The following is a 12,891-nucleotide window of genomic DNA, read 5'->3' on the forward strand; positions in this document are numbered from 1 at the left end:
TACTCTAACCATATAGTTGTTTCATAGCTTTTTTATCATTCTTTTCCTTACTAGAAATAATTACTTATCTTTTTTATTGCATCAAGTTCTTTGCCATACTTTTAGCTTAGTAAAAGATTTTTAGCCATAATTTTTCTTTTTTTAAAAGAAAAACTACATCCAAAAATGAAAGTGTAAAACTTTTTTTGTTATAAATTTACAAAGAAATAATACCTTTTATTGCCTCTGCTTTTTTATAATACGAAATAACTTCGTTTGAACTCTTTACTGTAATATGTATTGATACACTTACGTATTTTCCTGTTTTAGATTTTTTTGTATTGATAACTGCTCCAGCATTATTAAATAAGTCTTGTACTTCTTTCTCCTGACTACCGTCAGTAGGAACAATAAATTTATATAAATACTTAGCTGGAAACGTTGTGGTATCTTCTAATTGTGATTTTAATTTTGCGTAAAAAGCTTCTCTATCTTGCATAACTCAGAAATTACTATTTTATAAAAACTCATCAAAAATTTAAAGCATGTAGTGATGATGCACAAAATTACACTATTTATTATATTTATAACTTGAAACTTTTATTTTTGCCCCATGCAACAAAAAATAGTTTTAATAGGTGGTCCTGGCACAGGTAAATCCTCTATTTTAAGAGAATTTATTAGACGTGGGTATGAATGTATGCCAGAGATTTCAAGAGAGGTTACACTTAAAGCTCAAAAAGATGGTATTGATCAACTTTTTTTAGAGCAACCTTTATTATTTAGCCAACTATTATTAGAAGGAAGAGAGCAACAGTACTTAGAAGCTCACCAAAGTGATGCCGAGATTATCTTTTTTGATAGAGGGATTCCTGATGTACACGCTTATATGAATTATTTAGGTTCTGACTACCCAGATGTTTTTATTAAAAAAAGCAATAAATATCTATACAATAAAGTATTTATGTGCGCTCCTTGGGAGGCTATTTATAAATCTGACAACGAACGTTATGAAACCTTCGAGCAATCAGTGAAAATAGATACCTTTTTAAAAGAAGCTTACGAGGAAGTAGGCTATAATATTATTGATGTTCCTTTTGGTTCGGTACAAGAGCGCTGTGATTTTATTTTACATTCGTTAAAACACGATGTATGATAAATCGCTACAAATATTAAAACATTATTGGGGCTATACTTCTTTTAGAAAACCTCAACAAGAAATAATTACTGAAGTTTTAACAGGAAACAATGTTGTTGCTTTACTTCCTACAGGAGGTGGAAAGTCTATTTGTTTTCAAGTACCCGCATTGGTTAAGGAAGGAGTTTGTATAGTAGTTTCTCCCTTAGTTGCCTTAATGCAAGATCAAGTTGCTAATCTTATTGATAAAGGCATAAAAGCTACTTTAATATCTTCTGGAAGCTCACAAGACGATATTATTACACTTTTTGATAATATTCGGTTTGGAAATACTAAGTTTTTATACATTTCACCTGAACGGTTGCAATCTCGTTTTATTCAAGAAAAAATAAAGCAACTAAATGTAAACTTAATAGCTATTGATGAAGCACATTGTATATCTGAATGGGGACACGATTTCCGTCCTTCTTATCAAGAGATTACTGTTTTAAAAGAGTTACTACCAACAATCCCTATAATTGCTTTAACAGCTACGGCAACTCAAAAAGTAATTTCAGATATTGTTTCTTCTCTTGAATTAGAAAAACCTACCATTTTCAAAAAATCTTTTTTTAGAGAGAATTTAGCCTATCAAATTTTTAAAACTGAAGACAAGCTTGGTAAGCTCAATCAGATTTTTACCAAAACAAAAGCTCCTTCAATTATATATGTAAATACTCGTAGTAAAACGAAAGAAATTAGTAGTTACTTAAATGCTAATGGATTTAAAAGTTCTTTTTACCATGGAGGCCTTTCTCCTGTAGAAAAAAAGTTAGCTTTTGATAATTGGATGACAGAGAAAACTCCAATTATAGTTGCTACCAATGCTTTTGGTATGGGAATAGACAAACCCAATGTTCGAGTTGTTATTCATCTTAACCTACCTTTTTCTATTGAAAACTACATTCAAGAAGCGGGTCGTGGTGGACGTGATGGAGTAAAGTCTTTCTCTGTAGTATTAACTAACGATAGTGATATTTCTTTAAGTAATGAATTACTTGAAAAATCATTACCAACCATTGATGAAATAAAAACTATTCACCAAAAACTATATCAACATTTTCAAATTGCAAAAGGTGAATTAATCGAAACTGCTTTCGATTTTAATTTTTTAGCTTTTTGTAATAAGTATAATTTCATCCCCAATAAAACATTCAATGCTCTTCAAATACTCAATAATAATGGCATTATTGAATTAAATCATAGCTTCCAACAAAAATCTACAGTTCAGTTTTTAGCCTCAAGCAAACAAGTTATATCACATACAAATCAAAACTCCCAAATTAAAAATTTTGTCCAACAAATTTTACGTATGTATGGTGGCATTTTTGAAAACCCTGTAAAAATTGATGAATTTTACATTGCTAAAAAGCTAGGTACTACCTCTTGGTTCGTAATCAATACTTTAGAAAAGTTAGCTCAAAAAGAATTAATAGCTTATACAAAAGCTACTAACAATTCGGAACTTTTCTTTTTACACCCTAGAGAAGATGATAAAACCATCAACCGAATTTCTCTAAACATTAAACAATACATTAAACAGAAAAAACAAAAAAATAGAGACTTACTTCAGTTTGTAGAAAACAATTCGGTTTGTAGAAGCGTACAACTTCTTTCCTATTTTGGTGAACACAGCTCTCAAAGTTGTGGAATCTGTGATGTTTGTTTGCAAAGAAAAAACAAAACTAGTATAAGCCAAAAAGATATTCTTTCTAACTTACAAAAAGAAAAAACCTATACAGTTACTGAAATCTGCTCGCTATTAAATGAAAAAGAAACGAACATTTTAATACTTTTGCGAGAGCTTCTTTCCGAAGAAAAAATACACACAAAAAACAATAAATACTTTTTAAAATAAATGAGAGATTTACGCATCGTTTTTATGGGAACTCCTGATTTTGCTGCTACCATTTTACAGCATTTAGTGGAGAATGATTATAATGTAGTAGGAGTTATTACTGCTCCAGATAAACCTGCTGGTAGAGGTCGTAAGCTTAATCAATCTGCTGTAAAAAAATATGCACTTTCTCAAAACTTGCCTATTCTTCAACCCAAAAACTTAAAGAACGAAGAATTCCAAGAAGATTTAAAAAAGTGGGATGCTAACTTACAAGTAGTTGTTGCTTTTAGAATGTTACCTAAATCCGTTTGGGCACTACCAGAATATGGTACTTTTAATTTACATGCTTCACTATTACCAGAATATCGTGGTGCTGCACCTATTAATTGGGCAATTATAAATGGCGAAACGAAAACAGGTGTTACTACTTTCTTTATTGATGATAAAATTGATACAGGAGAAATCATATTACAAAGTGAGGTAACTATTAAAGAAAATGAAATTGTTGGTAAGTTACACGACAGATTAATGCACTTAGGAGCTAAACTCGTTGCTGAAACTTTAGATTTAATTGCTAAAGGAGATGTTACAACTACTAAACAACCTGAATTAGAAGAAAAGTCTGCTCCAAAATTATATCCTCATAACTGTAAGATAGATTGGTCTAACTCTTTAAATGATATTTATAATCATATTCGCGGATTAAATCCATATCCTGCTGCTTGGACTACTATTGTAAATGGAGATGATGAACTTTCTGCTAAAATATACGGAGTTAGTAAAGATCCTACTTCTCATAATCTTGAGGTTGGTGCTATCGTTACCACTAAAAAGGAATTAAAAATTGCTGTTACAGATGGTTACTTAAATATTCATCAAATTAAAATTTCTGGTAAAAAGTTAATGGATGTTCAGAGTTTATTAAACGGTTTTCAATTCGAAAAAGATGCAAAAGTTCTCTAGCCCTTTATCCATGGGGTTTTAGCGTTTTTAACAAAAAAAGATGAGTGGTTATTAACAATTTAAGGTAACTTATTAACAAAAGAGTATTTTTTTCAAGTCAAATCTTGCACAATCTCGCGTTCCGTCTATATTTGTTGAGCTATTGAAGCAAAAAAATATTAATTAATTTTAAAATCTATTTAAATTATGAACAAATCAGATTTAATCGATGCGATGGCTGCTGATGCAGGAATTTCTAAAGCTGCCGCTAAAGCTGCATTAGATTCTTTAACTACTAACGTAACTAATACTTTAAAGAAAGGTGATAAAGTTGCTTTAGTTGGATGGGGAACTTGGTCTGTTTCTAAGAGAGCTGCTAGAACTGGTAGAAACCCTCAAACAGGAAAAGAAATAAAAATTGCTGCTAAAAACGTAGTTAAATTTAAAGCTGGTGCTGGTTTAAGTGACTCAGTAAACTAATATCCTCTTTTAAGAAAATATACTAACAGTATTTAGGCAACTAAATACTGTTTTTTTTTAAGTGTCACAAAAACCAAAAGTTAGTTGTCTTTTATATAGAACTTAAAAAACCATTAAAAATGAAAATTATAGTTACTATTACAGGACTTTTACTTTGCTTTTCAACTGCTTTTGCTCAAAAAGTTATAAATGCATCTGATATTATGAGAGATGTTAAAAACGGAAAAGCAATAGAAATTTCTAACACTACTATTAAAGGTACATTAGACTTTACTTTTATGAATGAAGCGTTACCTAAATTACCTAAAAGAAAAAGTTGGTGGAATAATGGAGGGTCTAACACCGTTGAAAAACAAATTACAAATAAAGTTTCTTTTGTAAATTGTGTTTTTGATGATGATGTTTTAGCTTACATTCCTCATGAGAAAAGTGGATATACTTTTGTTGCTAATTTTGAAGATATTGTTGTATTTAAAGATTGTACTTTTGAACAAAAAGCGATGTTTAAATATTCAGATTTTGAGAGAAACACAAACTTTTCTAACACTAAATTTAAAGGTGACTCAACATTTAAGTACGCAAAATTTGATAGAGATATTACTTTCGAAAACACCTCTTTTGAGGAACCAGCTACATTTAAGTATGCAGATTTTAACCGTTTTGTAAGCTTTAAAAACTCTGTTTTCAATGAAAGTGCTATTTTTAAATATACCGAATTTAAAGATGGTGTATCATTTAGAAATGTAAAGTTTGAAGAAGACTTAAATATTAAATACACAAAAGTATCAGGAGAGTTTGATATTACTGGAATGGAAGTAGCTTTTGATATAGACTCTAAATACACTAAAATAAACGGAAAAAGTTTTAATAAGTATTTAATGAAAAGATAAACTTTATGCTCACCTCTCATATAAGGGGAGTTAAAATATACTTACGCTAAAAATAAAAACTCCGCCTTTCAGCGGAGTTTTTATTTTTATTCTTCTTCATCGTTAAATGAAGAATTCTTCTTTGCTTTTTTACTACCTTCATACAGTTCATACTTTACAAAACGGCAATCTAAATCTGCATTTTTAAGCGGTATTCTTTTCGACGTTCGTAACCCTACAAACTTTAGCGCTTGAATATCCGACGTAATTAACCACGCAGTTGAATTTGGATAGTTATTCTTTAAGGTGTCTCCTATTTTTCTGTAAAATTCTTCTACATCAATATTTAAACGCTCTCCATAAGGCGGATTGAACAAAATTGTAGTTTTACCAAATACTTCTTTCTTAGAATTGAAAAAGTTTACGTGATGTACTCCTATAAACTCATCCAAATTAGCATTGATAATATTTTGCTGCGCTTTTCTAACTGCCGATGGAGCCTTATCAAACCCCATAATTTTGAAATGAGAACTTCGTATTTTCTTTAATAATGAATCTTGAATAACAAAGTATAAATCTTCATCATAATCCTTCCAGTTTTCAAAAGCAAAGTGCTTACGGTTGATATTTGCAGGAATTTGATTCGCAATCATTGCAGCTTCAATCAAAATAGTTCCTGAACCACACATCGGGTCAATAAAATTTTCTTCCCCTTTATATCCTGAAAGTAAAATTAATCCTGCTGCCAATACTTCATTAATCGGAGCAATATTCGTAGCACTTCGGTATCCACGTTTGTGTAACGATTCACCAGATGAGTCTAACGAAATAGTTAGCCATTCTTTATGAATGTGCACGTGAACTTTTACATCTGGGTATTTTAAATCTACATTCGGACGCTTTTTATACTTATGCATAAAATAATCGGCAATAGCATCCTTGGATTTTAAGCTAATATAATGTGAATTTGAAGTAAAGTTTTTTGAATTTACTACCGAACCTATCGCAAACGTTCCATCAACATCCAAAAAACGTTCCCATTTTACACGTTGAATTGCTTCGTATAAATCTTCTTCATCAAAAATTTTACTGCGTTTAATTGGTTTTAAAATACGAATAGCAGTACGTAAAGCTATATTTGCTTTGTACATAAAACCTTTATCACCTCTAAAAGTAACACTCCTTACTCCTTCTTTCACTTCCATTGCTCCTAGTTGACGTAACTCGTCTGCCAAAACACCTTCTAAACCTGCCATGGTTATGGCGGTCATTTTAAAATCTTTTTCCATGTAACTGTAAAATTTCATTGCAAAAGTACAGCTAATTTTGGGTTGTTATGAATCTTTTCCACTTTGAATGTAAAAAACGTAAGTTTTGCGTATTTTTGCAGACCTTTATAATTATGAATACAACAGATTGGTTTACTTCGTGGTTTAACACACCATACTATCATATTTTATACAAGCATAGAAACGATGCCGATGCACAGTTTTTTATGCGTAATATCACTTCTTTCTTACAACTGCCTAAGTTAAGTCGTATTGCTGATTTACCCTGTGGAAAAGGACGTCATGCAGTATACTTAAACTCGTTAGGATATGACGTTGTGGGTGGTGATTTAAGTAAAAATAGTATTAAACATGCCAAACAGTTTGAGAATGACACGCTTCATTTTGAAGTTTGGGATATGCGAGAGCCTATTGAAAGTAAATATGATGCTATATTTAATCTCTTTACTAGTTTTGGTTATTTTGAAGATGATAACGAAGACATTGCTGTTTTAAAAAGTATTAAAAACGGATTAAAAGAAAACGGTGTATTTGTCTTGGACTTCTTAAATGTTGAAAAAGTAAAAAATACACTTATAAAAGAAGAAATAAAAACTATTGATGGTATTGAGTTTAATATTAAAAAAGAAATTAAAGACGGATTTATATTAAAACATATTTCTTTTACAGCTGAAGGAAAATCACACTCGTATACAGAGCGTGTAAAATTTTTAACTTTAGAAAAACTACAATCATATTTTAATAGTGTCAATTTACAAATAACACATGTTTTTGGCGATTACAGTCTTAATGAGTTTAATTCACAATCTTCTGATCGCTTAATTATTGTTGCTAAATGAGTTACTTTTTACTAATTGTTTCTGTTTTAGTAGGTGTTTTATTCGTTTTTACACTAAAACCTAGTAAAACCTTCGTTCGCTTATTATTAGCATTTAGTGGCGCTTATTTACTTTCAGTAACTATCTTACATTTATTGCCAGAAGTATATCTCTACACTAATAACACAAGGTTAGTTGGTATTTTAATTTTAGTGGGAATCATCATTCAATCGGTATTAGAGTCTTTTTCTAAAGGTGCTGAACACGGACATATACATTTACATTCTGACTCGTCTAAGTTTCCTTGGTTATTATTTATTAGTTTATGTGTACACGCTTTTTCAGAAGGATTACCTATTCATCATGCAGATGACAACTTATTATGGGCTATTGTTGTACACAAAATTCCCATTGCAATAGTTTTAACTACCTTTTTATTACATGCTAAGTATTCTAAAAAAACAGTCTTTTTATTTTTAACCTTATTTGCATTAATGAGTCCCTTAGGTATTTTAGTATCTAACAACGTTCTTTTAGTAAAACAATACCATACAGAAATTACAGCTTTAATAGTTGGAGTGTTTTTACATATTTCAACCATCATTCTTTTTGAAAGCACGGAAAACCATAAATTCAACTACCAAAAGTTTGCTGCTATTATTTTAGGAATATTGTTAACTATCTTCTCTATGCACCAACCCCATTGAGAAAGCAGGTAAACAAACTGCTAAATACTCACAGGGTTCTGTAAATGGGTTAGAATATTGAACACGTGTCTTTTTTTCAATTTTAATCGATTGTCCTGCTTCTAACACCACAATTTCACCATCAATATTAAATTGCTTTTTTCCTTTGATTATATAAGTATATTCTTCAAATTCTGGTGCTTGAAAAGGCTCTCTCCAGCCTGGAGGTGCTATCATGTGTGCTATACTTACTTTTGAATTTCCATCAGTAGCATTTCCAAAATGCTCTTCAATTAATTTTCCATCAGTCGTTGGTACTACAAACGGGCTTTTTTGAATCTTATATTTTTTACTCATAATGTATTTTTTACCTATTCTTTTCAGCTTCCCAAATTGGAGCAAGATTTCTTTTAGCGTCTTTAAACTTATCAGGCATATTTTTAAAAGGAGTAACAACAAAAGTAAAGCTGTCGTCTGCACTAAATCGCCAATAATTTCCTTTTAATGCTCCATCTTCTGTTTCAACATTCCAATCAGGGATATTAATTAAAGAGAATTCTTTAGCTTCTTTATTAAAATCTAAAGCAAAATCTCTTAATACATTTTCAGAAGGATACTTCAGTATAATTTTTGCGTTTAAATCCCCTTTATCAGTAACATAAAAAGTACATGATTTTGATGGATAGGTTTCTATTTCTTTTCTCCAATTTCTTGCTATCACCTTTTCTAGCTCTGTACTAACTTGCATACTATCTGCTTCATTCGCTATAAGTGCAAATATGTTTTCTTGAACTATGGTTATTGTTTGCTTATTTGGGTTTATGGTAACGGTTGTTTTCTCCGCTCCTATCCTACTGTTTTCTCCAAAGAAAACTCCCAATACAAAAAATGCTATTTTTATTACTTCCATCTTTTAAAAATTACATAGCTGTTATTAATTAAAAAGCCGAAACATATGTTTCGGCTTCAAATATTTTAGTTAAACCAAATAGTAAATGATTTAATTTTGGCTAAATCTGGAATTTGTTCTTTGGTTACTTTTTGAGTACTAAATTCTTTTAAACCTAAATCTTCATTATCAATCGTTATTGTTGCGTTTAAATCATCAATAAATAAGGTTGCTGATGAAAATGATGACTCTACTTTACTTACCTTAGTATTTGCATTAATTTCTTGAAAAGTAGATTTTATATTTACTCCTGATTTTGTTTTAAAACGATCATCAAAAATCTCAATACTCTTAATTGTTGACGTAGAGTCTAATTGTTCTTTTGGAGTAATTGTTAGTAAATGCTTTCCTCCTTTTTCATATACTAAATACTTATCATCTTCTTGAAAAAGATTATTTCCTTTAGCCCCTTCACTTAATACTTTAACTACTGAGTCTTGCTTAAATACGTTTTCTATTTCGTTAACAGTTGTTTTCGTTGTTAACTTTCCTACTTTTCCTTTAGCAATATCAAATTTGCTATTACCACACTGGATAAATAGTACTGATATTACTGCGATAACTAAAGGTTTCATAAATGTTCTCATTTGTCTTCTTTTATATTTAAAACGTCTATTTCTTGTATTTCTTATTTTATTACTTTTTTCAAAATTCCAAAGGCTGCTCTTATAAAGGTAGCACTGGTTAATACCTTTACTATTGGGTTCATACGTGTGCTTCTACTACGTGTTGAAGATTTTCTTCTTGTTTTTTCTTCCTCCTCTTTGCGTGCTTCTTCAGTTTTTTCTTTGTTGACTTTTTCTATCTTCTCGTTTAGCATTTCGTAAGCACTCTCCCTATCAATAGTATCGTTGTATTTCGGGATTAATCTTGAATTATCTAAAACTTGTTTAATTTCCTTATCTGTTAATACATCCATTCTACTCATAGGTGCACGTAACATGGTTCGTGCCAATGGTGTTGGAATTCCTTTTTCATTTAATACAGAAATCAACGCCTCTCCTATTCCCAACTGTGTTAATACTTCTTTAGTATCGTAATATTCAGAATCTGGATAGTTTTCTGCAGCTAATTTAATTGCTTTTCTATCTTTTGCTGTAAAGGCACGTAAGGCATGTTGAATCTTCATTCCTAACTGTGCTAATACGTCTTCCGGAACATCTTTTGGATTTTGTGTTACAAAGTATAATCCTATTCCTTTAGATCGAATTAATTTTACGATGCTTTCTATTTGACTTAACAACGCTTTTGAAGCTTCATCAAATACTAAATGGGCTTCATCTATAAAAATCACCAATTCTGGTCGACCACTATCTCCTTGTTCTGGAAAAGTTTCATATACCTCAGCTAGTAACTGTAGCATAAAGGTTGAAAACAACTTTGGTCTATCTTGAATATCTGTTAAACGTAGTACAGAAATAACACCACGTCCGTTTTCATCAATACGAGTTAAATCGTCAACATCAAATGATTTTTCTCCGAAGAATAAATCACCTCCTTGTTGCTCAATTTCAACAATTTTTCTAAGAATAGCCCCAGTACTTGCGGTAGAAATTCGTCCGTATTCTTTTTTAATCTCTTCTTTTCCTTCATTGGTTATGTATTGAAGGATTTTCTTGAAGTCTTTTAAGTCTAATAACGGTAATTGGTTATCATCACAATATTTAAAAATAATCGCTACAATTCCAGATTGTGTCTCCGTCAAATCTAAAATACGTGATAATAAAACAGGTCCAAATTCAGAAACTGTAGCACGTAAACGGACTCCGTTTTGTTCTGAAATAGATAAAATTTCTATTGGAAATTTTGTTGGAGTAAATGGTATTCCGATTTTTTCGTGGCGTTCATCAATCTTAGCATGCCCAGGACTTGGTTGTGCTAATCCACTTAAGTCTCCTTTTACATCCATTAACAATACAGGTATTCCTTTTTCTGACATGTTTTCTGCCAGCACTTGCAAGGTTTTTGTTTTTCCTGTTCCTGTTGCTCCAGCTATTAATCCGTGACGATTTAATGTTTTTAAAGGAATATTTACATGAGCGTTTGTTACAGTTTCTTCTCCTAACATTCCTGCTCCTAGCGTAATAAACTCTCCTTTTGTTGTATAGCCTTCTTTGATGTAATTGAAAAACTCTTCGGTTTTACTCATTATTTATGACCTTTTTTGTGATAAAAACACGTAAAAGTAACAAAAATCATTCATTAAATTTTAATGTTGCCTATCTTTGCACCCTTATGTTGAAAAAAGAAGTACAAGAGTTAATTAATACAGGAGAAATGCTTCCGTTAATGGAAGAGTTTTACACGATTCAGGGAGAAGGAGCACACACTGGTACTGCTGCTTATTTTATTCGTATTGGCGGTTGCGATGTAGGTTGCCATTGGTGTGATGTAAAAGAAAGCTGGGATGCTAATTTACATCCGCCTACAAAAACGGATATTATTGTTGAAAATGCAAAGAAATATGCCGAAACTGTGGTAATTACAGGTGGAGAGCCTTTAATGTGGAGTTTAGACTATATTACAGGGCAACTTCAAGAAAAAGGTATTAAAACACATATTGAAACTTCTGGAGCGTATGACTTTTCTGGGGTTTGGGATTGGTTTTGTTTATCGCCTAAAAAAACAAAATTACCTTTAGAACGTGCTTATCAAGAAGCAGATGAGTTGAAAATGATTATTCATAATAAAAATGATTTTCAGTTTGCTGAGGAACAGGCTGCTAAAGTTGGTAAAAAATGTAAATTATTTTTACAACCTGAATGGAGTAAAAAGGAAAAAATGACTCCTCTAATTATTGATTATGTGATGGAGCATCCTCAATGGAAAATTTCCTTACAAACACACAAGTATTTAAATATACCATAAACAAAAAAAGCAACCATACTTCGACTACGCTCAGTAAAAAGGTTGCTTTTTTAATATTCATTAGGTTCTATATGAATTAAAACATGCTCCAAGTCTGGGAGTTTTTCTCTTAAATAGTCTTTTAATTTATGAGCAATATCGTGTCCTTCTTTTACTGTAATAGTACTATCTACAATCGCATGTAAATCTACATGATATTTCATTCCTGCTTTACGAACAAAGCATTTTTCTGTTCCTAAAACACCTGTCACTTCCATAGATTTTTCTCTTATTTCTTCTATTAAATCATCATATACATGTTCATCCATTATTTCACCCAGTGCTGGTCTAAAAATTAGGTAACTATTGTATAAAATAAAGAACGAAGCCAATAAAGCTGCCCAATCATCAGCAGTTTCATAACCTTCTTTAAAAATAAGTGCTATTGAAATCCCTATGAATGCCATTACAGAAGTAATTGCATCACTTCTATGATGCCACGCATCTGCTTTTAAAGAAGAACTATTAGTTTCTTTACTCTTTCTGATAACCACTTGAAAGGATATTTCTTTCCAAATAATAATTGCCCCTAAAACGAGTAACGTCCATGGTTTAGGAGTTTTGTGTGGAGTTTGGATATTCTGTATACTTTCATAGGCAATAATTGTAGCCGAAGTTACCAAAAAAGCAACTACTACAAAGGTGATTAAAGGTTCTATTTTTCCGTGTCCGTATGGGTGATTCTTATCTGCGGGTCTTTTTGCATATTTCAACCCTAACAACACTAAAAAAGAAGAAAATATATCAGTAGTAGATTCAATTGCATCTGCTATTAATGCGTATGAGTTTCCAAAAATACCTGCTAGTCCTTTTATAATTGCTAAACTAGTATTGCTTAGAATACTAAAATAGGTCGTTTTTATAGCTAACTCTTCTTTACTCATTGAATTATGATATTACAATCTCTTTTTATGAGGTAGTACGAAGGTACTTGAAAAGTATTGAAAAAAAAAGA

The 12,891-nt window shown here is 31.1% G+C and carries 15 protein-coding genes; 8 read left to right on the forward strand and 7 right to left on the reverse strand.

All coding sequences use genetic code 11. From position 1 onward, the window contains the following. Positions 1-196 precede the first annotated feature (196 nt). Positions 197-478 carry a DUF493 family protein gene (locus tag ACXIHB_RS04050; protein ID WP_047789026.1) on the reverse strand — a complete coding sequence of 94 codons (282 nt, stop codon included), beginning with the start codon at positions 476-478 and terminating at the stop codon, positions 197-199. A gap of 114 nt (positions 479-592) precedes the next feature. On the opposite strand from ACXIHB_RS04050, the gene ACXIHB_RS04055 reads away from it, so the two are divergent. From ACXIHB_RS04055 to ACXIHB_RS04075, 5 genes are all read left to right on the forward strand, one after another. Beyond that, the gene (locus ACXIHB_RS04055; protein ID WP_047789027.1) at positions 593-1,135 is read left to right on the forward strand and encodes an AAA family ATPase; all 543 of its coding nucleotides are present in this window, start codon (positions 593-595) and stop codon (positions 1,133-1,135) included. Next, positions 1,128-3,014 carry a RecQ family ATP-dependent DNA helicase gene (locus tag ACXIHB_RS04060; protein WP_462098977.1) on the forward strand — a complete coding sequence of 629 codons (1,887 nt, stop codon included), beginning with the start codon at positions 1,128-1,130 and terminating at the stop codon, positions 3,012-3,014. The genes ACXIHB_RS04055 and ACXIHB_RS04060 overlap by 8 nt, the downstream gene beginning before the upstream one ends. Further along, a complete protein-coding gene (fmt, locus tag ACXIHB_RS04065) occupies positions 3,015-3,959 on the forward strand; it encodes a methionyl-tRNA formyltransferase (RefSeq protein ID WP_462098978.1) in 945 nt (314 codons plus the stop codon). It begins immediately after the preceding gene. 186 nt (positions 3,960-4,145) lie between these two features. Next, entirely contained in the window at positions 4,146-4,418 is a 273-nt protein-coding gene (locus tag ACXIHB_RS04070) for an HU family DNA-binding protein (RefSeq protein WP_047789030.1), read from the forward strand. 119 nt (positions 4,419-4,537) lie between these two features. Next, positions 4,538-5,308, forward strand: a complete 771-nt coding sequence (locus ACXIHB_RS04075) for a pentapeptide repeat-containing protein (protein ID WP_047789031.1) — start codon at positions 4,538-4,540, stop codon at positions 5,306-5,308. A gap of 86 nt (positions 5,309-5,394) precedes the next feature. On the opposite strand, the gene ACXIHB_RS04080 is transcribed toward ACXIHB_RS04075, so the two are convergent. Beyond that, the gene (locus ACXIHB_RS04080) at positions 5,395-6,576 is read right to left on the reverse strand and encodes a THUMP domain-containing class I SAM-dependent RNA methyltransferase (RefSeq protein ID WP_047790156.1); all 1,182 of its coding nucleotides are present in this window, start codon (positions 6,574-6,576) and stop codon (positions 5,395-5,397) included. 113 nt (positions 6,577-6,689) lie between these two features. Between ACXIHB_RS04080 and ACXIHB_RS04085 the strand changes: the two genes are divergently transcribed. Together ACXIHB_RS04085 and ACXIHB_RS04090 are read left to right on the forward strand one after the other, a co-directional pair. Next, entirely contained in the window at positions 6,690-7,415 is a 726-nt protein-coding gene (locus ACXIHB_RS04085; RefSeq protein ID WP_047790155.1) for a class I SAM-dependent methyltransferase, read from the forward strand. After that, positions 7,412-8,101, forward strand: coding sequence for a ZIP family metal transporter (locus tag ACXIHB_RS04090; protein WP_047790154.1), 690 nt, complete (start codon positions 7,412-7,414; stop codon positions 8,099-8,101). Before ACXIHB_RS04085 ends, ACXIHB_RS04090 begins: the two co-directional genes overlap by 4 nt. Here ACXIHB_RS04090 and ACXIHB_RS04095 read toward each other — a convergent pair. The 4 genes from ACXIHB_RS04095 to ACXIHB_RS04110 form a co-directional block, all read right to left on the reverse strand. Further along, on the reverse strand, positions 8,069-8,437 hold the full coding sequence (locus ACXIHB_RS04095; RefSeq protein ID WP_462098979.1) for a cupin domain-containing protein: 369 nt from the start codon (positions 8,435-8,437) through the stop codon (positions 8,069-8,071). The two genes, ACXIHB_RS04090 and ACXIHB_RS04095, sit on opposite strands and share 33 nt — an antisense overlap. 10 nt (positions 8,438-8,447) lie before the next feature. Beyond that, a complete protein-coding gene (locus tag ACXIHB_RS04100; protein ID WP_159611682.1) occupies positions 8,448-8,990 on the reverse strand; it encodes a hypothetical protein in 543 nt (180 codons plus the stop codon). A gap of 65 nt (positions 8,991-9,055) precedes the next feature. Next, positions 9,056-9,616: a hypothetical protein gene (locus tag ACXIHB_RS04105; protein ID WP_047789409.1), complete on the reverse strand. Its 561-nt coding sequence runs from the start codon at positions 9,614-9,616 to the stop codon at positions 9,056-9,058. A 41-nt stretch (positions 9,617-9,657) separates the two neighbouring features. Continuing rightward, positions 9,658-11,178: a helicase HerA-like domain-containing protein gene (locus ACXIHB_RS04110; protein WP_253056320.1), complete on the reverse strand. Its 1,521-nt coding sequence runs from the start codon at positions 11,176-11,178 to the stop codon at positions 9,658-9,660. 86 nt (positions 11,179-11,264) lie between these two features. Here ACXIHB_RS04110 and ACXIHB_RS04115 point away from each other — a divergent pair, with 86 nt between their 5' ends. After that, positions 11,265-11,897, forward strand: coding sequence for a 7-carboxy-7-deazaguanine synthase QueE (locus ACXIHB_RS04115; protein WP_167713981.1), 633 nt, complete (start codon positions 11,265-11,267; stop codon positions 11,895-11,897). A 50-nt stretch (positions 11,898-11,947) separates the two neighbouring features. Here ACXIHB_RS04115 and ACXIHB_RS04120 read toward each other — a convergent pair whose 3' ends face one another. Beyond that, entirely contained in the window at positions 11,948-12,820 is an 873-nt protein-coding gene (locus ACXIHB_RS04120; RefSeq protein WP_462098980.1) for a cation diffusion facilitator family transporter, read from the reverse strand. Positions 12,821-12,891 lie beyond the last annotated feature (71 nt).

This window comes from Tenacibaculum sp. IMCC1 (assembly GCF_054906355.1).